The 23,364-nt window shown below is 67.4% G+C and carries 18 protein-coding genes and 2 pseudogenes; 1 reads left to right on the top strand and 19 read right to left on the bottom strand.

Translation table 11 applies throughout. The annotated features are described in order from the left end of the window. Positions 1-101: 101 nt before the first annotated feature. From gspF to DOM45_RS16445, 5 genes are all read right to left on the bottom strand, one after another. On the bottom strand, positions 102-1,307 hold the full coding sequence (gene gspF / locus DOM45_RS16425) for a type II secretion system inner membrane protein GspF (protein ID WP_110602278.1): 1,206 nt from the start codon (positions 1,305-1,307) through the stop codon (positions 102-104). Positions 1,308-1,433: 126 nt separating this feature from the next. Continuing rightward, positions 1,434-2,945, bottom strand: coding sequence for a GspE/PulE family protein (locus DOM45_RS16430; RefSeq protein ID WP_110602279.1), 1,512 nt, complete (start codon positions 2,943-2,945; stop codon positions 1,434-1,436). Then, positions 2,942-5,182: a type II secretion system secretin GspD gene (gspD, locus tag DOM45_RS16435; RefSeq protein WP_110602281.1), complete on the bottom strand. Its 2,241-nt coding sequence runs from the start codon at positions 5,180-5,182 to the stop codon at positions 2,942-2,944. The genes DOM45_RS16430 and gspD overlap by 4 nt, the downstream gene beginning before the upstream one ends. After that, positions 5,179-5,691, bottom strand: a complete 513-nt coding sequence (locus tag DOM45_RS16440) for a type II secretion system protein N (RefSeq protein WP_110602282.1) — start codon at positions 5,689-5,691, stop codon at positions 5,179-5,181. Before DOM45_RS16440 ends, gspD begins: the two co-directional genes overlap by 4 nt. Continuing rightward, the gene (locus tag DOM45_RS16445; protein WP_157958458.1) at positions 5,688-7,394 is read right to left on the bottom strand and encodes a bifunctional UDP-sugar hydrolase/5'-nucleotidase; all 1,707 of its coding nucleotides are present in this window, start codon (positions 7,392-7,394) and stop codon (positions 5,688-5,690) included. Before DOM45_RS16445 ends, DOM45_RS16440 begins: the two co-directional genes overlap by 4 nt. A gap of 285 nt (positions 7,395-7,679) precedes the next feature. On the opposite strand from DOM45_RS16445, the gene DOM45_RS16450 reads away from it, so the two are divergent. Then, complete coding sequence (locus tag DOM45_RS16450) at positions 7,680-9,866, top strand: PhoX family protein (RefSeq protein ID WP_110602285.1); 2,187 nt, start codon at positions 7,680-7,682, stop codon at positions 9,864-9,866. 107 nt (positions 9,867-9,973) lie between these two features. Here the strand turns inward: DOM45_RS16450 and ppk1 are convergent, their stop codons facing one another. From ppk1 to argS, 14 genes and pseudogenes are all read right to left on the bottom strand, one after another. Next, positions 9,974-12,181, bottom strand: a complete 2,208-nt coding sequence (gene ppk1 / locus DOM45_RS16455; protein WP_110602287.1) for a polyphosphate kinase 1 — start codon at positions 12,179-12,181, stop codon at positions 9,974-9,976. 39 nt (positions 12,182-12,220) lie between these two features. Beyond that, positions 12,221-13,228, bottom strand: a complete 1,008-nt coding sequence (gene hemB / locus DOM45_RS16460; RefSeq protein WP_110602289.1) for a porphobilinogen synthase — start codon at positions 13,226-13,228, stop codon at positions 12,221-12,223. 174 nt (positions 13,229-13,402) lie between these two features. Continuing rightward, positions 13,403-14,170, bottom strand: a complete 768-nt coding sequence (gene tatC, locus DOM45_RS16465) for a twin-arginine translocase subunit TatC (protein WP_110602290.1) — start codon at positions 14,168-14,170, stop codon at positions 13,403-13,405. Then, positions 14,167-14,574, bottom strand: a complete 408-nt coding sequence (gene tatB, locus DOM45_RS16470; RefSeq protein WP_110602292.1) for a Sec-independent protein translocase protein TatB — start codon at positions 14,572-14,574, stop codon at positions 14,167-14,169. The genes tatC and tatB overlap by 4 nt, the downstream gene beginning before the upstream one ends. Before the next feature lie 5 nt (positions 14,575-14,579). Then, positions 14,580-14,861, bottom strand: coding sequence for a Sec-independent protein translocase subunit TatA (gene tatA, locus DOM45_RS16475; RefSeq protein WP_110602294.1), 282 nt, complete (start codon positions 14,859-14,861; stop codon positions 14,580-14,582). Positions 14,862-14,909: 48 nt separating this feature from the next. Further along, positions 14,910-15,158, bottom strand: a pseudogene (locus DOM45_RS16480) (phosphoribosyl-ATP diphosphatase); the annotation flags it as partial. Then, on the bottom strand, positions 15,074-16,750 hold the full coding sequence (gene ubiB, locus DOM45_RS16485; protein WP_110602296.1) for a ubiquinone biosynthesis regulatory protein kinase UbiB: 1,677 nt from the start codon (positions 16,748-16,750) through the stop codon (positions 15,074-15,076). The pseudogene DOM45_RS16480 and the gene ubiB, both read right to left, overlap by 85 nt. Further along, on the bottom strand, positions 16,747-17,370 hold the full coding sequence (locus DOM45_RS16490) for a ubiquinone biosynthesis accessory factor UbiJ (RefSeq protein WP_110602298.1): 624 nt from the start codon (positions 17,368-17,370) through the stop codon (positions 16,747-16,749). The genes ubiB and DOM45_RS16490 overlap by 4 nt, the downstream gene beginning before the upstream one ends. Before the next feature lie 11 nt (positions 17,371-17,381). Then, entirely contained in the window at positions 17,382-18,128 is a 747-nt protein-coding gene (gene ubiE, locus DOM45_RS16495) for a bifunctional demethylmenaquinone methyltransferase/2-methoxy-6-polyprenyl-1,4-benzoquinol methylase UbiE (RefSeq protein ID WP_110602300.1), read from the bottom strand. A gap of 245 nt (positions 18,129-18,373) precedes the next feature. Beyond that, positions 18,374-18,670 (bottom strand): annotated as a pseudogene (locus tag DOM45_RS16500) (gamma-butyrobetaine hydroxylase family protein); the annotation flags it as partial. Between the two features lie 30 nt (positions 18,671-18,700). Then, positions 18,701-20,077: an ATP-dependent protease ATPase subunit HslU gene (gene hslU, locus DOM45_RS16505; protein ID WP_280951700.1), complete on the bottom strand. Its 1,377-nt coding sequence runs from the start codon at positions 20,075-20,077 to the stop codon at positions 18,701-18,703. Between the two features lie 14 nt (positions 20,078-20,091). Then, positions 20,092-20,610, bottom strand: a complete 519-nt coding sequence (gene hslV / locus DOM45_RS16510; protein ID WP_110602302.1) for an ATP-dependent protease subunit HslV — start codon at positions 20,608-20,610, stop codon at positions 20,092-20,094. A gap of 310 nt (positions 20,611-20,920) precedes the next feature. Next, entirely contained in the window at positions 20,921-21,619 is a 699-nt protein-coding gene (locus DOM45_RS16515) for an SPOR domain-containing protein (protein ID WP_110602304.1), read from the bottom strand. Positions 21,620-21,622: 3 nt separating this feature from the next. Further along, the gene (argS, locus tag DOM45_RS16520) at positions 21,623-23,308 is read right to left on the bottom strand and encodes an arginine--tRNA ligase (RefSeq protein ID WP_110602305.1); all 1,686 of its coding nucleotides are present in this window, start codon (positions 23,306-23,308) and stop codon (positions 21,623-21,625) included. Between the last annotated feature and the right edge of the window lie 56 nt (positions 23,309-23,364).

Below are 23,364 nucleotides of genomic sequence, written 5' to 3' on the forward strand. Positions count from 1 at the left end.
GGCATGCGGGCGAATGATTGCCGATGGACTAATGGCGGATGGGCGCTGATGGCGTCGGGGGCCGGTAGCGCGCGATAGCGTCGGCGGCGGCGCGCTGGGCGTCACAGCGTCACGCTGCCGTTGAGCTGCATGATCGGCAGCAGGATGGCGAGCACCACGGTCAGCACCACCGCGCCCATGACCAGGATCATCAGCGGCTCGAACAGCGCCAGGGCCATGTCGACACGGCGGTTGAAGGTGCTCTCCTGGGCATCGGCGATGCGCTCGAGCATGCTGTCCAGGGTGCCGCTGGCCTCGCCACTGGCGACCATGTGCAGCAGCGAGGGCGAGAAGCGCCCCGACTCCTGCATCGCCCGGTGCAGGCTGACCCCGCTCTCGACCCGCTGTTCGATCAGCGCCACCGCCTCGCGCATGCCGTGGTTGCCCAGGGTGTCGCGGCTCACCCGCAGCGCCTCCAGCAGGGCGATGCCGCTGCGCGTGAGGATCGCCAGGGTGCGGGTCAGGCGCCCGGTGTCGAGCAGCCGGATCAGCTCGCCCAGGCGTGGCAGGCGCAGCAGCAGGGCATCGAGCCGTGCCCGCGGCGCCGGACGGCGCAGCACGCGGAGCGCCAGCGGCAGGCCCAGCAGCAGGAGGGCGAGCAGCCACGGCCCCAGGCTCAGCGTCAGTTGGGAGAGACCGATCATCAGCCGGGTCAGCCACGGCAGCGCCATGTCGGAGCGCTCGAACTGCTGCGCCAGGCGTGGCACCACCCAGGTCATCAGCCCGCTCACCACCGCCAGCGACACCCCCGCCAGCACCAGCGGATAGACCAGCGCGGTGCGCGCCTTCTGGCGCTGCGCCTGGACCCGTTCCAGATGGTCGGCCAGGCGTTCGAGCACCAGCGCCAGGCGTCCGGCGCGCTCGCCGGCGGCGACCAGCGAGCGGTAGAGCAGGTCGAAGCTCGCGTGGGGGCGCAGGCTGTCGGCCAGCGAGTGGCCCTCGCGCACCCGGTTGCCCACCGCCAGCAGCAGCGCGCGTTCGCGCTGGCGCTCGGCCTGGCGGGTGAGGGCGTCGAGGGCGTCGCTGAGCGGAATGCCTGCCTCCACCAGGGTCGCCAACTGGCGCGTGAGCAGCGCCAGGCTGGTGGGATCGAGGCGCCCGCGACCCGGTCGCCCCGGGGCGCCGGCATCGCGCACCAGCGCCAGCCGGCGCGGGAACAGGCCACGCTCGTGCAGCAGTTGGCGCGCCTGGCGCTCGCTCTCGGCCTGCAGCACGTCGCGCTGGCGGCGGCCGTCGGGGCTCAGGGCCAGATAGCGATAGGTGGGCATCGACTCTCCCCAGTAGCGATGTCGATATGGCACCCGTCACGCATCGCGACGGTCATGACGGGCGTAGATGGCGCCGTAGTCTGACCCACGGACAATGGCAGTTTGAGGTCAGCGCGGGGGGCAAGCTCAGCGGTGGATCGCACGCAGTACCTCGTCGAGGGCGGTCTCGCCCGCCGCCAGCCGCGCCAGCGCCGCCTGCGCCAGACTCTGGGCGCCGGCCTGGCCGAAGGCGTACTCGGCCAGCGCCGCCTCGGGGGCGCGCTCATGGATCAGGCCGGCCAGTCGGGCGTCGATGGGGATGAACTCGTAAAGCCCCAGACGGCCGCGGTAGCCGCTGTGGTCGCAGTGGTCGCAGCCCTGGGGTTCGGCCAGGCGCGACAGCGTCTCGATGCCGGGCAGCCACTGGGCGTCGTCGGCCCGGCGCGGGCGCCATTCGCAGCACGCCGGGCACAGCCGACGCACCAGGCGCTGCGCCATCACTCCCTTGAGGCTGGTCGCCAGCAGAAACGGCTCGATGCCCATGTCGCGCAGGCGCGCGATCGCTCCCAGCGCACTGTTGGTGTGCAGGGTCGAGAGCACCAGGTGGCCAGTGAGACTCGACTGCACCGCGGTGGCGGCGGTCTCCAGATCGCGGATCTCGCCGATCATGATCACATCCGGGTCCTGGCGCAGGATGGCGCGCAGGCCGCGGGCGAAGGTCAGCCCGGCATGGGGGTTGACCGGGGTCTGGCCGATACCCGGGATGGCGTACTCCACCGGGTCCTCGACGGTGAGGATATTGCGACTGCGGTCGTTGAGCGCATTGAGGCTGGCGTAGAGGGTGGTGGTCTTGCCTGAGCCGGTTGGCCCGGTGTTGAGCAGGATGCCGTTGGGCTGCTCGAGTACCCGGCGGTAGCGCTCGAGCACCGCCGGCGGCATGCCCAGGCGGTCGAGGTCGAGCAGCGCGGCGTGCTTGTCGAGCAGACGCATCACCACCCGCTCGCCGTGGATGCCGGGCAGGGTGGAGACGCGGATATCGACGTCGCGGCCGGCGGCGCGCACGGTGATGCGGCCATCCTGGGGCTGGCGCTTCTCGGCGATGTCGAGCCGCGCCATCACCTTGATCCGCGAGATCAGCACCGGCGCCAGCACCCGTGGCGGACGCAGCGCCTCGCGCATGGCGCCATCCACCCGCAGCCGGATCACCAGCTCGCGCTCGAACGGCTCGACGTGGATGTCCGAGGCGGCCAGGCGCAGGGCTTCGGAGAAGACGCCGTTGATCAGCCGGATCACCGGCGCCTCGTTCTCGCTCTCGAGCAGATCCTCGGCGCGTGGCAGCTCCTGCATCAGGCTGTCGAGGTCGACGTGCTCGGCCAGGCCCTCCAGCAGCGCTGCGTTGTCGGCGCGCCCTCCGTCATGCAGCGCGGCCAGGCGTGCCTCGAAGGTGTCGCCGTCGAGCCACTCGCAGCCCTCGGCGCGGCCCAGACGGCGCTGAATATCCTGCAGCACCTCGAGCTGCAGCGGCGACGGCGTGTCGCGGCACAGCAGGCGGTAGCCGTGGGCGCCCGGGGCCAGCGCCACCCCGGCACGCTTGGCCAGCCGATAGGGCAGCGGTGCGACGCTATCGTCGTTGGCGGAGAGGCTCGGTGTCGCGGTCATGGTGCCAGGCTCCCCAGGCGGCTGCGCTGATCGGGGAACAGCGCGCTCCAGCGCGGCTGCCCCGGCGCGCTCAGCGCCGCGCCATCCCTTCTCGCACTCTCCATTCCCGCGGCAGCCGAAGACATGCCGCCGACGGCCGTGTTTGCCGCCGTCCAGGGCGCCAGCGCCTGGTCGTCGTCGAATCCGGCGAGCAGCTGCTGGGCGCGCATGTAGCGGTACTTTTCAGCCGTGGCACTGTCCATCTGGGCGGCATCACGTAGCACCCGGGCGCGGATGAACACCATCAGGTTGCGCTTTTCGCGCTCGTCGCGGTTGTACTGGAACAGCTTGCCGAGCAGCGGGATATCGCCCAGCAGCGGCACCCGCGCCGAACTCGAGTTGCCGGCGTTGCTGATCAGCCCGCCGAGCACCACGATGCCGCCGTCGCGGGTGATCACCGAGGTCTCGATCTCGCGCTTGTTGGTGACCACGTCGGAGGCCTGGACGTTGGGGTCGATCGACGACACCTCCTGGACGATGTCCATGCGGATGGTGTTGTCGGAGCTGATCGAGGGGCGGATGCGCAGGCTGACCCCGATATCCTCGCGCTGGATGATCTGGTAGGGGTTCTCGTTGAAGGTCGTGGAGCCGGTGACGAAAGGGACCTCCTGGCCCACCAGGATATAGGCCTGGGCGTTGTCGAGGGTGGTCAGCGAGGGGGTCGACAGCAGGTTGGTCTCGCTGTCGCTCTGCAGCGCACCGAGCAGGGCGGCGAAGCTCACGCCGCTGTCGCTGATCCGGCCGACCCCGGCGCTGGCCCCGGTGATGCTGCCGAGCAGCCGCGCCAGCTGACTGGTGTCGTTTCGTGCGGCGGCACCGGCGATGGCATTGATCCCCGGCTGGCCGTCGGCGGCGTAGTTGAAACCGCCCACCGGCACGGTGCCGCTGCCGGAGAGATCGCCGAACAGCCACTGCACGCCGAGGCGCTTGGCGCGGGACTCGGTGATCTCGGCGATGATCGCTTCCACCGCCACCTGGGCGCGGCGGATGTCGAGCTGCTTGATGATGCTGGCGTAGGCGTCGAGCCGCGCCGGCGGACCGATCAGCACCAGGGCGTTGGTCGAGGGGTGGACGGCGAAGCCGACCGCTTCGTCGCCGGCGCCGAGGGTACCGGCGACGGCGGCGTTGCGGCTGGTGGCATCCGGCAGCGCGGGCAGCCCGCTGCCGCCGGTGTCACCCATGGCGCCGAGGCGGCCGCCCTGCAGCGCGCTATCGCCGCCGCTGGCGCGCTGGAGCAGCTGCTGCACCTGGTTTCTGGCGTCGGTGCCCCCCGCGCTCTGGGAGCGCTCGCCGGTCAGCCCGCCGAGGACCGCGACCACCGATTCGGCGCTGACGTTGTTGAGATAGATCACCCGGGTGTTGCGCTGCTGGGCCTGGGCCTGGGGCGCATCCAGCGAGGCGACGAGCTGGCGCACCCGGGCCAGCCCGGCGGGGTCGCCGTAGGCCACCAGGGCGTTGGCACGCGGGTTGGCCACCACCTTCACCTGGCCGCCGCCCTCGCGTTGCATCAGCGAGTCCATGGTGCCGGCGAGCTCGTCGGCAGAGGCGTGCGCCAACGGCAGCACCGCGGCCTGGAGATCGTGCTGGCGGTCGAGACGCTGGGCCAGTTGGGTCAGTCGCTGGAGATTGTCGCGCCAGTCGGTGACCACCACCAGATGGCTCTCCGGCCATGGCGTGACCGTGCCCACCTGGCTGTCGACCAGCGGCTGCAGCACGTTGGCCAGGGTGGCGGCGTCCAGGTTGCGTGTCTCGATCACGCCGGTGGCGACATTGCCCCCCTGGGCGGCGTCGCCCAGCGGCAGCGGTTGAGTGCGCGAGGCCTGGGCCGGCACGATACGCACCTGTCCGCCGCCGAGCGGGACCGTGGCGTAGCCGTTGATCTGCAGCTCGCTCTGGAACAGGCGGTAGAGCTCGTCGGCGCTCAACTGCCGCTGGCTGGTCAATGAGATGGTGCCCTGGACCCGCGGGTCGACGAGGAACTCATGGCCGGTGATCCGCCCCACGCTGTCGATGAATTCCCGCAGGCTGGTCTCCTGGAAGTCGACGTCATAGCGCGGGGTGGCATCCGTGGTGGCGCCGGCCGTTCCGCTCGCGGGCGTCTGGGGCTGTGACTGGGCCAGGGCCGGGGTCGCCAGCAGCAGCGCTGGTAGCAGGGCCAGCAGCAGCGTGAGCGCCGATCGAGATGGCAGGGAGCTCATGGGGATGACTCCGAAAGCGTGGATGAAGAAGCGGTGGCGGCGGTGGTCGGGGCGGCGGGCGAGATGCCCCCGCTCGGCGCGGCGGTCGGTTCGGGCCAGGGCAGCCGCTCCAGCCGCCCGGCGCGGGACAGCACCACACCCTCGTCGTCGATGCGTGCCAGGGTGATGTCGGCGGCGATGCGATCCCCCGGCATCAGCGCGCGCTGGCCGTCGGGGGTCGCCAGCACCACCAGCGAGTTCGTGTCACTTTCGCTCAGTGCCCGGCCGACCACGCGGTAGGGCAGGTCGGTGAGCGGGATGCGCCGGTCCGCCTCGGCGGCCTGCGGCTGCCAGGCGGTGGGTACCGGCGGCAGCGCGGCGGGGTCGAGGAGGAAGGTAGTCGGCGGCGTGACAGGGGCGGCGGGGGCCAGCAGCCGCGCCGTGCCGGTCAGCGCCTGGGCCGTCAGCCACGCCAGCAGACACAGCGCCAGCCACTGTGCCGGGGCGCTCAGCCAGGCCGGGAGGGTCATGTGCTCAGACGCGCCTGCGGATGCCAACCGGGATGCCCCTCGACGTAACGCGCCTCGAGGCTCGGCGGGGTGGGGGCGGGCGGCGTGCCGCCGTGGTCGCCGAGATAGCGCTCCAGGCGCTGCCACAGCGGTTCGCCACCGGCTTGGGGGCGGGCGCTGAAGCTGCGCCAGGTGATACCGCCGGGCAGTGCGTCGAGATGGGCGCGCGCGCCGGTGGCGGCACCGTAGTCGAGCGTCCAGTGGGTCGCCGAGAGACGCGGCAGGTCGCGGCTGTCATTGAGGATCAGCGGCGTACCCAGGCTGTTGTCCAGCGCGCGCTCGAGCAGGCGCGCCAGTGCGTCGGGGTCCGGCGCGAGATCGACGACCCGGGCCGGATGGCCGCCGCTCAGGCGCCACAGGTGATCGCGGGTGATCGTCTCGCCGGGGGCCAGCAGGGTGTCGTGGCGCAGCCCCGGCAGCAGGGCGCGGGTGGTGTCGCTCTCCCCGGTGAGGGCGGCGGCGATCAGGCCGTCCCAGGTGCCGCCGACGCTGTCACGGCGCCACAGCCAGTCGGGGGCGCTGCCCAGCGGGCGGTCGAGCCAGCCGGCGTAGGGAGCGCGCAGGGCGTCGAAGCGTGTCTGGTGATCGGCGGCCGCGGCGTTCGGCGTGACGTCGTTGCGCTGGAACTCGGCGTGGATCTGCCAGCCGTCGCGGGTGCTGCGGCAGCTGAGATGAAAGCAGCCGCTGGCGTGGCTGCCGGGGAGACACAGCGGCACCGGGGCGCCGTGGGCATTGTCGACTGCGATCAGACGGGGCCAGAAATCCTGGCCGCGGGCGGCCAGCACCAGATCGACCTGTGGCAGCCGCGCCGCCAGCCAGCGCGCGGTGGCGCTGCCGGTGTCGGCCAGCAGCACCACCAGCTCGGCGCCTTCGGCGGCCTTGGCCACGCTCTCGGCCAGGGCCTGGTACCACTGATCGAGCGGGCGGGTCTCGTCCAGGGCGTTGGGGTCGCTGGCACCGACCACCACCACCTGGACGCCATCGCGCTCGAAGCGGGTCGCCGCGCTGACGCCGGCGGGCGGCGTGGCCAGATTGCCCAGCACCGGGCGCGCGTAGTCGCGGTAGAGCGCTGCGGCACGCTGTGGCCAGAGTACGCGTTCATCGCTGCTGACCCGGGCGTCGCTGGCCAGCAGGCGGCTGGCGGCGACGCCGGCACTACCGTTGGCGAGATGGCCCAGGCCGCTGCCGCTCCAGCACTGGCCGTTCTCCAGGGTCAGGGTGCGCTCGGCGCCGAGTTCCCGGCGCAGGCGGTCGAGCCGGGCGGCCAGCCCGCCATAGCCTGCGGTGTGGCGCCGGGCGGCGCTCTGCGGCGTATAGAGTGCGGCCCACTCGGCGGCGGCGCTGCCCGCCAGCGTGGTCACACCGGCCGCCGTGGCCCAGGGGGCAGCGCCGAGCAGCTCGGCCGGGCCGAGATAGGTGGCGGGGGCGACGATCCGCGTGGGGCCGAGGCACTCCAGGGTATCGGCCAGATAGAGTATCTCGACCTGGCGCCCTGGGGTCGGTGCCCGCGCACTGGCTGTCAGCGGCGCGGCGCAGCCGCTCATTCCGGCACTCAGGCCAGCGCCTAGTCCGGCGCCCAGCAGGGTGCCGACCAGACGGCGGCGAGTGGGATCGCAGCCCCGGCCGGTGGCGGCCTGGGGGGCGGTGGAAAGGGGGTCAGTCATGAGGCTCCCGCGAATGATCCAACGCGGCGTACGGTCTTCGCCGCCGCCGGACTCGGCATCCTAATGACTGGGGGATGACGGTTTTATGACGGCGCGACGGCTGTGGCGCTGCCGTCAGGTCGTCATGGTGTTGTCACTTTGCTGCTCTAAGTTGCCTCCGGGTAACGCATTCCGGTGGCCGCACGCGCTGGATCGCCAAGTGGCCGGCGGCGCGCATCGCCGGTCCGGGTGCCGTGGATCAGCAGACCGTCATTAGTGAATGACTCCAAAGAGAGGGGACACCCCATGAGCAAGGAAATCGAGGATCATCGCGTTCTCAACCAGAGCGGCAACGAGCCGTTCTCGTCGGTACTGTCGCGCCGCATCTCGCGTCGCGGCATCATGCAGGGTGGCGCCGGGCTTGCCGCCATGGGCCTGCTTGGCGGCTTCGGTTTGGCCGGTTGCAGCAGCGGCGACAGCAACGATAACGGCGGCTCCGGCGGCGGCTCGCCGGAAGTCACCCCGCTGGCGCTGGCATTCGCTTCGATTCGCGGCTCGCGCACCGATGCGGTTGTGGTGCCGGAAGGCTATGTCGCCCAGGTGCTGATCCCCTGGGGCACCCCGCTCGACAACAGTGTCGGCGCCTGGTCCGCGGACCGCCGCGTCACGCCCGAGTACCAGGCGGCCAGCGTGGGCATGAACCACGACGGCATGCACAACTTCGCGCTGAGCGAAGAGAGCGCCTCGCGCGAGTTCATCATGGCGCTCAACAACGAGTACATCGACCAGAGCGCGCTGTGGGCGCCGCAGGGCGGCCCGACCAACGCCAAAGAGGGCGCACGTCCGGCCGACGAGGCGCGCACCGAGATCAACGCCCACGGCGTGACCCTGGTCAAGCTGGCGCTCGGCAGCGATGGCCAGTGGCGCGAAGAGCGCGGATCGCGCTACAACCGCCGCCTCACCTCGGCCACGCCGATCGAACTCGCCGGCCCGGTGCGCGGTAGCGACTACGTGGTGACCGCCTACTCCACCAACGGGACGCGCACCCGCGGCACCAACAACAACTGCGCCAACGGCTTCACCCCCTGGGGCACCTACCTCACCTGCGAGGAGAACTGGCCCAATGTCTTCACCAAGGCCAGCGATCGTTACCCCGATGACGATCGTCTGGGGGTGCCCACGGGCCGCAGCCGCTACGGCTGGGAGACCGCCCAGGGAGGCAGCAACGGCGAGTTCGCGCGCTTCGACGCCACGCCGAGCGCGGCTTCTGCGTCCGGCGACTACCGTAACGAACCGCGCACCTTCGGCTATGTGGTGGAGATCGACCCCTACGGCAACACCGCCAGCGTGAGCACCGAGACCGCCGCGCTCAAGCGCACCCATATCGGCCGCTTCCGCCACGAAGGGTGCTGGCCGGGCAAGGTGATCGAAGGCGAGCCGGTGGTGTTCTACACCGGCCACGACTCGCGCAACGAGTACATCTACAAGTTCGTCTCCAAGGCCAAGTGGGACCCTCAGGACGCCAACCGCCCCGGTCAGGACTACGACCGTCTGGCGATCGGCGCCAAGTACCTCGACGAGGGCACCCTCTACGTGGCGCGTTTCAACGCCGATGGCAGCGGCGATTGGCTGCCGCTGACGCCGGATGCCACCACCCGTGACGGCCGCCCGCTGTGGCAGGCGCTCGAGCTGGCCAACGAGCGTGACCTCGCCGGTGTGCTCATCAACACCTGCGACGCCGCCGACTTCATGGGTGCGACACCGATGGACCGCCCCGAGTGGGGCACCGTCGATCCCTCGTCGGGTGAGGTCTACATGACCTTGACCAACAACTCCAAACGTACCGCCGAGGGCACCGCCGCCACCTACACCAATGGCGGCAGCGACGTCGACGAGCTGGGCGTGGGCTATGCCACCGCTCCGGTCAACGGCCCCAACCCGCGTCCGGACAACGAGGGTGGCCAGGTCATCCGCTGGCTTGAGCCGTCCCCCGCGGGCACCAGTTTCGAGTGGGAGGTCTTCGTCTTCGGCGCCGCCGAGAGCGATGCCGACAACTACTCGGGGCTCACCGAACTCAACCAGTTCGCCAGCCCCGACGGCCTGTGGTACGACGACCGCGGCGACGGCCGCGGCATCCTGTGGATCGAGACCGACAACGGCTACGAGGGAGTCACCGACTACACCAACGACCAGGTGCTGGCGGTGGTGCCGGCCAGCGTCAGCCGTGGCCCGGGCGACAAGGCGGTGATCGATGCCGCCGACCAGGCCCAGCTCAAGCGTTTCGCCGTCGGCCCCAACGGCTGTGAGGTGACCGGTATCTTCGCTACGCCGGACAAGACCTCGCTGTTCATCAACATCCAGCACCCGGGCAACTGGCCGGCCGATCCTGGTGCCAACGTGCAGGATGCGACGATTGCCCCCTCGGGCGAGATCCGTCCGCGGGCCTCCACCGTGGTGATCCGCAAGCGTGATGGCGGGGAGGTCGGGGTGTAACCGAAAGTGGGAAGAGCGCCGCTACGCGGCTAGAAGCTGAAAGAGAAAACCGCCTCCGTCGCTTACGACGGAGGCGGTTTGGTTTAGGCTTCCTTCGAGCGTCGAGCTCAGGCCTGGCTGGCGTAAGCGTAGAGCAGGGTCTCCTGCGCGCTGATCGGCTCGGCGTCTCCGGGAAGGCGGAGATGATACTGCCCCTCGGTGTCGAGCTCCCAGCTCTGGCAATTGTCCAGCAGGTAGGTGTCGATATCCTTGCGCACCTGCTGAGCGACCTTCTTGTCCAGTAGCGGGAAGCAGGTCTCGACGCGGTGGAACATGTTGCGCTCCATGGCATCGGCGCTGGAGCACCAGACTTCATGCTTGCCGTCATTGTGGAAGTAATAGACGCGGGTATGTTCGAGGAATCGGCCGATGATCGAACGCACCCGGATGTTGTCCGAAATGCCCGGGATGCCGGGGCGCAGACAGCACATGCCGCGGATGATCAGGTCGCAGGTCACGCCGGCCTGGGAGGCGCGGTAGAGCGCGCGGATCAATTTGGGCTCGGTGATCGCATTGCACTTGATGACGATCCTGGCCTTCTTGCCGTTCTCGGCCAGCCTGGCCTCGCGATCGATCATCTCGATCAGCGTCTTGTGAAGCGTGAAGGGGGCATGCAGCAGGGTGTTGATCTTGCGGGGCTTGCCCATGCCGGAGAGCTGCTGGAATACCTTGTGGACGTCGTCGCACAGCTCGTCGTTGGCGGTCATCAGGCTGTAATCGGTATAGAGCTTGGCGGTCTTGGCGTGATAGTTGCCCGTGCCGAGGTGAGCGTAGTGGCGCAGCTCGCCCTTTTCGCGCCGGACGATATGCATCATCTTGGCGTGGGTCTTGTAGGCCATCACCCCGTAGATGACGATGGCGCCCGCTTCCTGCAGTCGGGAGGCCAGCGCCAGGTTGTCGGCCTCGTCGAAGCGCGCCCGCAATTCGATCACCACGGTCACTTCCTTGCCGCCGCGGGCCGCCTCCACCAGGGCGCCGACGATCGCGGAGTCGGCGCCGGTGCGATAGAGCGTCTGCTTGATCGCCATGACATCGGGATCGCGTGCTGCCTGACGCAGCAGGTCCTCCACCGGCGTGAACGACTGGAACGGATGGTGCAGCAGGATGTCGCCCTGGCGAATGGCGGAGAACAGGTTCACCTCACCGCGCAATGGCTTGGGCAGGCCGGGGGTGAACGGCCGATAGCGCAGATCGGGACGCTGGACGTCGCCGAGGACCGCCATCATGCGGGTCAGGTTGACCGGGCCATTGACCCGATAGAGATCCTCCTCGCCAAGCTCGAACTGCTTGAGCAGGAAATCGATCAGGCTGTCGGGGCAGTTGTCGGCCACCTCGAGGCGGACGCCGCTGCCGTAGCGTCTGGCCAGCAGTTCACCCCGCAGGGCGGAGGCCAGGTCCGAGACCTCTTCCGGATCGACCGAGAGGTCGGCGTTGCGGGTCAGGCGGAACTGATAGCAGCCCTCCACCTCCATGCCGGGAAACACCTCGTGGGCGTGGGCGTGGATCATCGACGACAGGAACACGTAATCGGTGAAACCCGTTTCGCAAAGCGCTTCCGGCAACCGGATCAAGCGTGGCAGCGAGCGTGGTGCCGGCAGGATCGCCATGCCGCCCTCGCGGCCGAAGGCATCGGTGCCCTCGAGTTCGACGATGAAGTTGAGGCTCTTGTTGACCAGCCGCGGGAAGGGGTGCGAGGGGTCCAGCCCGATCGGGCTGATCACCGGGGCGATCTCCTCCTCGAAGTAGTCGGCGACCCAGGCCGCCTGCTCGGGCGTCCACTGGGCGCGTCGCCGGAAGCGGATCTTCTGCTCCTCCAGGGCCGGCACGAGGACGTCGTTGAGAATACGGTACTGACGTTCCACCTGCTCGTGGCCGATGCGCGAGACCTCGCTCAGCACGCGGGCCGGCGTCATCCCATCGGCACCGGTCTCTTCATGAAACGAAGCCAGCTGGTGCTTGAGGCCGGCGACCCGGATCTCGAAGAACTCGTCGAGATTGGAGGAGACGATGAGCAGGAACATCAACCGGTCGAGAAGCGGATGCGAAGGATCCAGGGACTGCTCGAGCACACGGATGTTGAACTGCAGGTGCGACAGCTCGCGGTTGAAGTAGAGCGCGGCGTCGTCGAGATCCGCCTGCGAGGAGGGCGCCTCCTTGGCATGGATCCCCTTGCGCGTGCGATTGACGCGCAAGGGCGGAGGCGTCTCTTCACCGGTGGCCGGCAAGGAAAGATCGACCGAGCTGTTGGGCGTGTCCGTCGTGCCAGAATCCGTCATCACAAGTCTCCGGTACCGGGGCCGACACGCCCGCGGCCCTCAAGGGTTGAGCAGTTGCGCGGCGCGTTTGGCGAAGTAGGTCAGAATGCCGTCGGCACCGGCGCGCTTGAAGCAGGTCAGCGACTCCAGGATCACGCTGTCGGCGTCGAGCCAGCCCTTCTCGAAGGCGGCCATGTGCATGGCGTACTCGCCGCTGACCTGGTAGGCGAAGGTCGGGACACCGAACGACTCCTTCACTCGCTGGATGACGTCCAGATAGGGCATGCCGGGCTTGACCATCACCATGTCGGCCCCCTCCTGGATGTCCAGGGCGGTCTCGTGGAGCGCCTCGTCGGTGTTGGCCGGGTCCATCTGGTAGCTGAACTTGTCCGCGCGGCCCAGATTGCCGCTGGAGCCGATGGCGTCGCGGAACGGACCGTAGTACTTCGAGGCGTACTTGGCCGAGTAGGCCATGATCTGGGTCTCGTGGAGCCCCTCGCGCTCGAAGGTGGCGCGAATCTCGCCGATACGGCCATCCATCATGTCGGACGGTGAGATCACGTCGGCGCCGGCCTCGGCATGCGACAGCGCCTGCTTGATCAGCGCCTCGATGGTGCGATCGTTGAGCAGGTAGCCGTTCTCGTCCGGTACCCCATCCTGGCCGTGGGTGGTGTACGGATCGAGCGCCACGTCGGTGATGATGCCGAGGTCGGGAAAGCGTTCACGCAGCGCCCGGATGGCGCGCTGGATCACGCCGTCCGGGTTCCAGGCTTCGGCACCGTCGACGGTCTTCTTCTCCGGCGGTGTGAAGGGGAACAGGTCGATCGCGGGGATGCCGAGTTCGACCAGCTCCTCGGTTTCGCGCAGCAACTCGTCGATGGAAAGGCGCTCGACGCCCGGCATGGAGGAGACCGGCTCGCGGCGATTTTCGCCATCGAGCACGAAGACCGGGAGAATCAGGTCGTCGGTGGTCAATGTCGATTCTCTGGCCAGGCGGCGGGAAAAGTCGCTCTTGCGAAGACGACGCAGGCGGGTGGCCGGATACTGACGCGACAGGGAATAACGCATGAATCTCTCCACGATAGGCGGCGAAGGGGCCTCACGGCCCCTTCGCGTCACCGACGATCAAGCTATCAGTGACGAATGACAAAACGATGACATCGGGGGCTTGGCGCCCCCAGTATAACAACCGAGTCGACGGCCGGGATGGGGGTGTTGTCGCAATGGTCACAACCGGACGAATCAATCCGTGGGCTCTTCCGCGCGCCGACGCTGGACGAGGCGGCCGAAGAGGATTCCGACCTCGAACAGCAGCCACATGGGAACGGCCAGCAGGCTCTGCGAAATGATGTCCGGCGGCGTCAACAACATGCCGATGATGAAGCAGATCAGGATCACGTAGGGACGTTTCTTGCTCAAGCTCCTCACGTCGGCGATCCCGGTCCAGATGACCAGGAACGTGGCGATGGGGATCTCGAAGGCCACGCCGAAGGCGAAGAACATCTTCAACACGAAATTGAGGTAGGCGTTGATGTCCGTCATCACCGTGACGTCCTGTGGTCCGGTGTGGACGAAGAAGCTGAACAACAGCGGGAACACCACGTAATAGGCGAAGGCGGCACCGCAGTAAAATAGCAGGATACTGGAGGCGAGCAGCGGAAATGCCAGCGCCTTCTCGTGCTTGTAGAGCCCGGGCGCGATGAAGGCCCAGGCCTGATAGAGGATGAACGGGATCGCCGCGAAGATGGCGACCACCATGGTCAGCTTGAACGGGGCCAGAAACGGTGACGTGACCTCCGTCGCGATCATCCTCGAGCCGGCGGGCAGCAGCGCCACCAGCGGATCGGCCACGAAGCGGTAGATATCATTGGAGAAAGCGTAAAGGCCGACGAATACCAGTACAACGACGATCACGGCCTTCAGCAGGCGCGAGCGCAGCTCTATCAGGTGCTCGATCAGCGGGGCTTGTGACTGCTTTTCGTCTGGCGGTGGAGAAGAGGCATCGCTCATCGGGAAGCCGAATCCTTGTCCGCGGGTGAGGCGTCGTGAGGGGCGGACGAGGCATCATCCGATGCGGCGGGTGCTGGCCTTTCGACGCGATGCAGCTCGTCGGCGGACGAAGCGGATGGGGCCTGGGTGTCCCGCTTCTCGCCGCTTTCGAAATGTTTCTCGACACTCCGGCGCGCCTGGTTGACGTTCTCGTCCAGTTTTTTCTGCTGCTCGGCCAGCTTCTGGCGCAGTTCCTCGGCCTCGAGCTGCGAGGTGATTTCCCGCTGCATGGTCGAGACACTGCGCTTGATCCGCCCGACCCAGAGCCCTGCCGTGCGGGCAGCCCTGGGCAGTCGCTCGGGCCCCAGCACCAGCAGCCCGACGATGCCGATCAGCAGCAGCTCGAAGAAACCGATATCGAACATGCCGGTTACTTGCGCTCGACCTTGTCGTCGGACGTCTTGTGGGTCTCGTCCGTGCGACTGTCGAATGTGCTGTCCTGGGACGTATGAGTCGAATCCTGGGAGTGATCGATGCTGTGCTGCGTATTGCTCCCTTTCTTCTCCTCCTCGTCTTCACCTACGGCTTTCTTGAAGCCCTTGACGGCACCGCCGAGATCGCTACCGACATTGCGCAACTTCTTGGTGCCGAAGATCAGGATGATGATCCCGAGGACGATCAACAACTGCCAGATACTGATCCCACCCAGCATAACTTTCTCCTTACTGATGCGCGTTGACGCGATGATGATTCATGAGTTTCATCGGCGAGAGGCCTTCTCGTCCAGTCCGGAAACGCCGAAGCGCCTGGCCAGTTCCGATAGCACTTCCCGATGATCGATATCGAGATGCGACAGCATGACAAGGCTGTGGAACCACAGGTCCGCCACTTCGCCGACCAGCTCCTGGCGACTCCGTGCATCATCTACCTGGACATCCTTGGCGGCAAGAAGCGTTTCGGTAGCTTCCTCGCCGACCTTCTCCAGAATCTTGTTGAGGCCACGGTGATGGNNGCCGCCACCAGGACCGGCCAGGGTTGCTGTTCCGCCCAGCCCAGCATCGGCTGCCAGGCCAGGGCTACCGCCAGCAGGATGGCCCCCAGGCGGAGACGCCTGGCACGCGGCGCCGCCCGCTGGAAACGCGCTTCCAGCCCCGACAGCGCCTCCGTCTGCTGGCGATAGAGCCGGCGCTGCTGCTCGCGATCGGAGAGCGCCTGGTGGGCGAGCACCGGCAGCTCGGGAATCTGGTGCGCCAGTTCCGGCGCGTGCTTCTGAAGCGTCTTCCAGAACCCCTTGGGGCCGGCGCGCTCGCGCATCCAGCGCTCGAGATAGGGCTTGGCGGTGCTCCACAGGTCCAGGTCGGGGTAGAGCTGGCGGCCCAGGCCCTCGATGTTGAGCAGGGTCTTCTGCAGCAGCACCAGCTGTGGCTGGACCTCCATGTTGAATCGCCGCGCGGTCTGGAACAGGCCCAGCAGCACCTGGCCGAAGGAGATGTCCTTGAGCGGTTTCTCCAGGATCGGCTCGCACACCGCGCGGATCGCCGACGCGAATTCGTTGGCCCGGGTGCCTTCTCCGACCCAGCCGGATTCGATGTGCAGGACCGCGACCTCATAATAGTCCTGGCGGAAGAAGGCGAGCAGATTGCGTGCCAGGTAGTCCTGATCCTCGCGGGTCAGGCTGCCGACGATGCCGCAGTCGATGGCGATGTAGCGCGGTTCGGTGGGGTTTTCCCGCGACACGAAGATGTTGCCGGGGTGCATGTCGGCGTGGAAGAAGTTGTCGCGGAACACCTGGGTGAAGAAGATCTCGACGCCGCGCTCGGCCAGTTTCTTGAGGTCGGTGCCCTGCGCGCGCAGGGCCTCGATATCCGCGACCGGGATGCCGGTGATGCGCTCCTGGACCATGACCTGGCGGTGAGTCAGCGACCAGTGGATGGCCGGGACGTAGAGCAGCGGCGACCCCTGGAAGTTGCGCTTGAGCTGGGAGGTGTTGGCGGCCTCCTTGTTGAGGTCGAGCTCGTCGAACAGGGTCGCTTCGTAATCCTGAACCACCTCCACCGGCCTCAGCCGGCGCGCCTCGGGAATCCGCCGCATCAGCCGCGCGAAGGTGTAGAGCAGCCCGATATCCTCGCGCATGATGCGATCGATGCCGGGGCGGATGATCTTGACCACGACCTGCTCGCCGCTATGCAGTTCGGCCGCGTGGACCTGGGCGATGGAGGCCGAGGCCATCGGTTCGGTCTCGAACGCGGCGAAAGCCTCCTCGACGGTCTTGCCGAGTTCGACCTCCACCATGGCGCGGGCGGTCTCCCCAGGGAAGGGCGGAACCTGATCCTGTAGGCGTTTCAACTCGTCGGCGATATCCGGTGGCAGCAGATCGCGGCGGGTCGACAGCATCTGGCCGAACTTGACGAAGATCGGCCCCAGCGACTCCAGCGCCAGCCGCAACCGCTTGCCGCGCGAGTGATCGCCGATCGGAATCAGCCGGACCGGGGCAAATCGCCACAGCCAGCGCAGAACCGGCGGGAGTCTGTCCTGGGGAACCAGGCTGTCGAGGCGATAACGGGAGACGGTCCAGGCGATACGAAATAACCGCAGACTCATGAATGCGACTCCCGACGGCGTTGCAACCTGGCCACTCTGGCCCCGACACGGTCGACGGCTTGCTGGAGTTCGGTGAGGTGATCGCGCGCGACGGCGAGCTGGTCGCGACCTGCCAGCCAGCGTCGTTCCTCGAAAAGATAATCGCGGAGGTCCTGGCGCCACTCGGTGACCAGGTAGCGCGCCTGACGATCGAGGTGGCGGATGCCATTGGCGACGCCATGGGCGGTACCGTTGCCCATGAGCCCTGACAGGGCGCCTTCCCAGTCGATATCGAGGTCCATGAACAGGGTCTGTATCGGCGACAGCAACCCGGTCTGGCCGATCGCCGGGAGCTGGCCGCTGAACAGCAGGCGCTCCGGCGAGTCGCCCGCCATCAACCGGGTCACCACTTGCCGGTCCACGGTGATTTCCAGGTCGTCCTCGTCATGCCAGTCGTGCACTCGCCCCAGCGTGATGCCATCGACATGGAAGCCGACGCGCAGCCCCAGCCGCGCCTCGGCGAACGTCAACCGCAGGGTGTGTCCGGCCAGGTCGGCCAGCCTGGCTGGGGACGCCGGGTCGCGCCGCAATAGCGTGTTCAACGAGCGCTCCAGGGCGACCAGGGCGAAAGTCTCCACCATCTCGCCGGCCCTCAGAGCTTGATGCCGCGGTGCAGCGCGACGATGCCGCCGGTCATGTTGGTGTACTCGACCCGTTCGAGCCCGGCGGCCTGCATCATGCCCTTGAGCGTCTCCTGGTCCGGATGCATGCGGATCGACTCCGCCAGATAGCGGTAGCTGTCGGCGTCATTCGCGACCAGCCGCCCCATCTGCGGGAGCAGACGGAAAGAGTACTGGTCGTAGGCTTTCGACAGCAGGCCGTTGACGGGTTTGGAGAACTCCAGCACCAGCAGGCGTCCACCGGGCTTGAGCACGCGGGTCATCGAGCGCAGCGCCGCGTCCTTGTCGGTGACGTTGCGCAGGCCGAAGGCGATGGTGATGCAGTGAAAGCTGTTGTCCGGAAACGGCAGGCTCTCGGCATTGGCCTGGACGTATTTGACGTTGTCGCCGATGCCGTGGTCGATCAGCTTGTCACGCCCGACGCGCAGCATGGATTCGTTGATATCGGCCAGGATGACGCGACCGCTTGGGCCGACGCGTTTCGCGAACTGGTGGGTCAGGTCACCGGTGCCACCGGCGATGTCGAGCACGCTATGGCCCTGGCGAACGCCGCTGCGCTCGAGTGTCAGCTGTTTCCAGAGGCGATGAATGCCGAATGACATCAGATCGTTCATGACATCGTAGCGCGCGGCCACCGAGTGAAAGACGTCGGCCACGCGGGCGGCCTTCTCGTCGACCGCTACCTTTTCATAGCCGAAGTCGGTCGTGCGCTTGTCCATGTGCTTTTCTCCGAGATGACGCGGGCGGCGAAACTGACGCCGTTGGGGCGGCGGCATCGCTGTCTGGGCGATGTGCTGCCGAGCGGCTCGAGCCGTGTGACCGACGTGCTCGAGCCGAGGCCAGTCGATGTGAATCGACCGAGTCCGCATTGTAGCGTCTGGTCGTAAACTTGTCTGCGCGCATCGCGGCTGGCAGGTGTTGGGAGCGGGCGTGCCGACGGCCCTCGTCCGGTATCCGGCCGGGTTCAGACCTGATGAATCTGGATCACGCCGGGGTCCCGGGAGGCACCGGCACGCTCGAGCCGGCTCAGGTAGTTCTCCCACCACGCTTGCTGGTGGGTCGCCATCTCGTGGAGATACTCCCAGGTGTAGAGCCCGGTATCGTGGCCATCGTCGAAATGCAGCTTGAGGGCGTAGCGACCGGCCTGGGAGATATCCAGCAGGCCGACGTGGCGCTTGCCGGTCTGCAACACGGCTTCGCTGGGATGATGGCCCTGGACTTCCGCCGAGGGCGAGTAGACCCGTAGCAGCTCGATCGGCAGGNNGATCATCGTTGGCTCACGGCTCGTGACTTAAAGGATATACCGCGACAGGTCCTCGTCCACCGCCAGTTCGCCCAGCTTGTCGTTGACATAGTCGGCATCGACGACGAGAGGACTGGCGAAATCGCCGCCCTGGAACGAGGCTTCCTCGAGCAGCCGCTCCATCACCGTGTGCAGGCGACGAGCGCCGATGTTCTCGGTGCCGTCGTTGACCTGCCAGGCGATCTCGGCGATGCGCGAAATACCATCCTCGGTGAACTGGACATCCAGGCCCTCGGTGTCGAGCAGTGCCCGATACTGCTTGGTCAGTGCCGCCGAAGGTTCGGTCAGGATCCGCTTGAAGTCGTCCGGGGTCAGCGCCGTCAGCTCGACCCGGATCGGCAGGCGACCCTGCAGTTCCGGAATCAGGTCCGAGGGCTTGGAGAGGTGGAAGGCACCGGAGGCGATGAACAGGATGTGGTCGGTACGCACCATGCCGTGCTTGGTGGAGACGGTGGAGCCTTCGATCAGCGGCAGCAGGTCTCGCTGCACGCCCTCGCGGGAGACATCGCCGCCGCTGCCGGACTCGCCGCGCTTGGCGACCTTGTCGATCTCGTCGATGAACACGATGCCGTTCTGCTCGACGGCTTCCAGCGCACGCTGCTTGATCTCCTCCTCGTTGACCAGCTTGGCGGCTTCCTCGTCCTGCAGCAGTTTCCAGGCATCCTTGACCGGCACGCGGCGGGTCTCGGTCTTCTGCTTGCCCATGTTGGCGAACAGGCTCTGGAGCTGGTTGGTCATCTCCTCCATGCCCGGCGGGGTCATGATATCCACGCCCTGGCTGGCCGGCGTCACCTCGATGTCGATATCCTTGTCATCGAGCTGGCCTTCACGCAATTTCTTGCGAAAGACCTGACGCGTGGAGGAGTCGTCGCGGCCGGCGTCGTATTCGCTGCCCCGCGGGCGCGGCAGCAGGGCATCGAGGATGCGATCCTCGGCGGCGTCCTGGGCCTTGTGGCGCACTTCCATCTTGGCCTGCTCGCGGACCATCTTGATCGCCATCTCCATCAGGTCGCGAATGATCGACTCGACATCGCGGCCGACGTAGCCGACCTCGGTGAACTTGGTCGCCTCGACCTTGAGGAAGGGTGCACCGGCGAGTTTCGCCAGGCGGCGGGCGATCTCGGTCTTGCCCACGCCGGTGGGTCCGATCATCAGGATGTTCTTGGGCACGATCTCGCCACGCATGTGTTCATCGAGGCGCATGCGGCGCCAGCGATTGCGCAGGGCGATGGCGACGGCGCGCTTGGCGTCGTGCTGGCCGATGATGTACTGGTCCAGCGAATGGACGATCTCGCGCGGTGTCATCGCCGACTGGGTCAACGCAGGCTGCGCGCTGGCGCGCTCTTGGGACGGGTTCTCAGACATGGGGTTCGGCCTCGTTACAGCTCTTCGAGCGTGATCTGATGATTGGTGAAGACGCAGATGTCGGCGGCGATGTTGAGCGATTTCTCGGTGATCTCGCGGGCGCCGAGCTCGGTGTTCTCGAGCAGCGCGCGGGCCGAGGCCTGGGCGAAGTGGCCACCGGAGCCGATGGCGATGATACCGCGCTCGGGTTCGACCACGTCGCCGTTGCCGGTGATGATCAGCGATGCCGTCTTGTCGGCGACGGCGAGCATCGCCTCGAGACGACGCAGCGCGCGGTCGGTGCGCCACTCCTTGGCCAGCTCGACGGCCGCCTTGGTCAGATGGCCCTGGTACTTCTCCAACTGGGCCTCGAAGCGCTCGAACAGGGTGAAGGCGTCGGCGGTGCCGCCGGCGAAACCGGCCAGCACCTGGCCGCGATAGAGGCGACGAACCTTGCTGGCGTTGCCTTTCATCACCGTGTTGCCCAGTGACACCTGGCCATCACCGGCCAGGGCGACCTGATCGCCACGGCGCACGGATACGATTGTGGTCATGCAGTTGACTCCTGATGACGCGCCGCCGGATAGCAGAGGCGGCGCCGAAAAAAACGTGTGCGATCGCGTTCCCGGTTGACGATGCCCGTCTCGAACGAGAAACGAAGAACGCGATGCGGCATGCATCGAGAGGTGTGGGCGGAGAAGGGGGAAATCAAGCAACGGATTGCCAACGACGTGCGCTAGCGGCGGCCGGCCCAGGCGTATCGCGCCGAACGAGGGCGCGGCGCTCGTGGAATCCAGCATGAAAAACGACCGACAAGAGAGGTCGGTCGTCTGGATGCAGCAGCGGTGGTACGGGGCGTCGCGCCTAGTTCTGCAGGCGCAGCAACAGCGGCTCGATGCCCTGGGTCACCATCAGATCCTGGGCCCGGGAGAGCTCGCGCTTATCCTCGTAGGGACCGACCTGGACCCGGTGCCAGAGCTGATCGCCATTGGCTCGAACGTCGGTGATCTTGGCCAGCAGGCCGAAATCCTTGAGCCGGTTGGCGAGGCGCTCGGCGTCGTTGATGTCGCGGAAGGACGCCGCCTGCAGCACGTAGCGGCCACCGCTGGGTGTCGGCTGCTTGGTGGTGTTGGCCGCATTGTCGGCGGCGGCCTCCTGCGCGGCCTGGGGCGACGGTGCGGGTTCCGCACTGTCGCTGTTGGGCGCAATGACTTCCGTCTCCGGCAGCAGCGTGTAGAACTCGAACGTCGGCGTGGCCGGCTGTTGAGGGGTGCTGCTCTGGCCGCCTGTGCCACTGCCGCCGCTCCCTTGATCGGTGGGGGCCGACGTCTGGCTGGATGTCGGCCTGGGCACGACGGCCGCCACCGGTTCCGGCGAGGAGCGATCCAGGTACTGCGAGAGAGCAAAGCCGGCGATCAGGCCGGCAATCGCCCACAGCCAGCCCGGGATGCCGCCGAGACCGCCGCCACTGTTCGAGGCGCGCGGGCGGGACTTGGTGGTCGCGCCCTTGGGGGAAGGGCGAGACGAGGACGAGCGGCTGCTCTGAGCGGGGCGGCGTGCCATGTTTTACATCTCCTCCGGGGCGCTGACGCCGAGCAGCGCCAATCCATTGCCAATGACCTGGCGTGTCGCCAGACCCAGCGCCAGCCGCGCATTGCGCAGCTCGGCATCGTCGACCATGACTTTCTGGGCGTTGTAGCAGGTGTGGAAATCGCTGGCGAGCTCGGTCAGATACTGTGCGATCTGATGCGGCTCGCGGGCGCGGGCAGCACGCTCGACGCTATCCGGATAGCGTGCCAGCCGATTCATCAGGGCTTTCTCCTGGGGGGCGTCGAGGCGCTCCAGGTTGGCCATCGCGACGCCATGGTCAAAGGCGAGGCCATCATTCTCGGCCTTGCGCAGTACGCTGCAGACGCGGGCATGAGCGTACTGGATGTAGTAGACCGGATTGTCGTTGGTCTGCGAGCGCGCCAGATCGATGTCGAAGGTGAGCTGGGAGTCGGCGCGGCGAGCGGCGAGAAAATAGCGGGTGGCGTCGCGGCCGACTTCATCGATCAGATCGCGCAGCGTGACATAGCTGCCGGCACGCTTGGAAAGCTTGACCTCGACCCCGGAACGGGTCACCAGCACCATCTGGTGCAGCACGTAGTCCGGCCAGCCCTGGGGAATGCCGACTTCCAGCGCCTGCAGCCCGGCGCGAACCCGGGTGACGGTGGAGTGGTGGTCGGCTCCCTGTTCGTCGATCACGGTGGTGAAGCCTCGCTGCCACTTGTTGTAGTGGTAAGCGACATCGGGCACGAAGTAGGTGTAGTCGCCGTCGGACTTGCGCATCACCCGGTCCTTGTCGTCACCGAAGTCGGTGGTGCGCAGCCACAGGGCGCCATCCGCCTCGTAGGTGTGGCCGCCGGCAACCAGCGCATTGACGGTCTCCTCGACGCGGCCCTCGGCGTAGAGCGAGGACTCCAGGAAATAGACATCGAACTCGACGCCGAATGCCTTGAGATCCAGGTCCTGCTCGCGGCGGAGGTAGGCCACGGCGAAGGCGCGAATGGCATCGCCGTCGTCCGGGTCGGCCTTGGCGGTGACCTCGCGGTCATCGGCAGTCACGGTTTCACCGCTCAGGTAGGCCTGGGCGACATCGGCGATGTAGTCGCCGCGATAGCCATCCTCGGGCCAGCCCTCGTCATCGGGACCGAGTCCCTGGGCGCGAGCCTGAACCGAGCGCATCAGATTGTTGATCTGGGCGCCGGCGTCGTTGTAGTAGAACTCGCGGGTGACGTCGAAACCGGTCGCTTCCAGCAACCGGCAGAGACAGTCGCCGATGGCGGCGCCACGACCATGGCCGACGTGCAGCGGCCCGGTGGGGTTGGCGGAGACGAATTCGACCTGGACCTTCTCGCCGGCACCGATCAGGCTGCGGCCGAAGGTGTCGCCGGCGTCGAGAATCTGGCTGACGATGCCGGCGATGGCGTCGGTGGCGGCGAAGAAGTTGATGAAGCCTGGCCCGGCGATCTCGGTGCGGCGAATCGCGTCGTTCTCCGGCAGCGCTGCGATCAGCTTGTCGGCCAGGTCGCGCGGCTTGCAGCCGGCCGGCTTGGCCAGCACCAGCGCCAGGTTGGTGGCGTAGTCGCCGTGGGCCTTGTCGCGGGTCGGATCGACCTTGATGGCGGGGCTCAGGTCGGCCGGCAGCTCGCCTGCGCCCTGGAGCGTGGCGACGGCGGTGTCGAGCAGTTGGGTAATCGTCTCTTTCATGGGCTACTTCATCGTCGTGGGGCCAGGGCCTGTGGCCAGGGGCTCGACCCGGCGCG

The sequence above is a fragment of the Salinicola lusitanus genome (assembly GCF_003206045.1).
In the GTDB taxonomy this organism is placed as follows: domain Bacteria; phylum Pseudomonadota; class Gammaproteobacteria; order Pseudomonadales; family Halomonadaceae; genus Salinicola; species Salinicola lusitanus.

What these genes read in the sequence shown, in the direction of transcription:
- tatC (WP_110602290.1), bottom strand. Translation starts at nt 14,170, where the DNA reads ATGAGCGATGCCTCTTCTCCACCGCCAGACGAAAAGCAGTCACAAGCC.
- ppk1 (WP_110602287.1), bottom strand. Translation starts at nt 12,181, where the DNA reads ATGACGGATTCTGGCACGACGGACACGCCCAACAGCTCGGTCGATCTT.
- DOM45_RS16440 (WP_110602282.1), bottom strand. Translation starts at nt 5,691, where the DNA reads ATGACCCTCCCGGCCTGGCTGAGCGCCCCGGCACAGTGGCTGGCGCTG.
- argS (WP_110602305.1), bottom strand. Translation starts at nt 23,308, where the DNA reads ATGAAAGAGACGATTACCCAACTGCTCGACACCGCCGTCGCCACGCTC.
- DOM45_RS16450 (WP_110602285.1), top strand. Translation starts at nt 7,680, where the DNA reads ATGAGCAAGGAAATCGAGGATCATCGCGTTCTCAACCAGAGCGGCAAC.
- hslV (WP_110602302.1), bottom strand. Translation starts at nt 20,610, where the DNA reads ATGACCACAATCGTATCCGTGCGCCGTGGCGATCAGGTCGCCCTGGCC.
- DOM45_RS16430 (WP_110602279.1), bottom strand. Translation starts at nt 2,945, where the DNA reads ATGACCGCGACACCGAGCCTCTCCGCCAACGACGATAGCGTCGCACCG.
- hslU (WP_280951700.1), bottom strand. Translation starts at nt 20,077, where the DNA reads ATGTCTGAGAACCCGTCCCAAGAGCGCGCCAGCGCGCAGCCTGCGTTG.
- gspF (WP_110602278.1), bottom strand. Translation starts at nt 1,307, where the DNA reads ATGCCCACCTATCGCTATCTGGCCCTGAGCCCCGACGGCCGCCGCCAG.
- DOM45_RS16490 (WP_110602298.1), bottom strand. Translation starts at nt 17,370, where the DNA reads ATGGTGGAGACTTTCGCCCTGGTCGCCCTGGAGCGCTCGTTGAACACG.
- DOM45_RS16515 (WP_110602304.1), bottom strand. Translation starts at nt 21,619, where the DNA reads ATGGCACGCCGCCCCGCTCAGAGCAGCCGCTCGTCCTCGTCTCGCCCT.
- gspD (WP_110602281.1), bottom strand. Translation starts at nt 5,182, where the DNA reads ATGAGCTCCCTGCCATCTCGATCGGCGCTCACGCTGCTGCTGGCCCTG.
- ubiE (WP_110602300.1), bottom strand. Translation starts at nt 18,128, where the DNA reads ATGGACAAGCGCACGACCGACTTCGGCTATGAAAAGGTAGCGGTCGAC.
- tatA (WP_110602294.1), bottom strand. Translation starts at nt 14,861, where the DNA reads ATGCTGGGTGGGATCAGTATCTGGCAGTTGTTGATCGTCCTCGGGATC.
- hemB (WP_110602289.1), bottom strand. Translation starts at nt 13,228, where the DNA reads ATGCGTTATTCCCTGTCGCGTCAGTATCCGGCCACCCGCCTGCGTCGT.
- tatB (WP_110602292.1), bottom strand. Translation starts at nt 14,574, where the DNA reads ATGTTCGATATCGGTTTCTTCGAGCTGCTGCTGATCGGCATCGTCGGG.
- DOM45_RS16445 (WP_157958458.1), bottom strand. Translation starts at nt 7,394, where the DNA reads ATGACTGACCCCCTTTCCACCGCCCCCCAGGCCGCCACCGGCCGGGGC.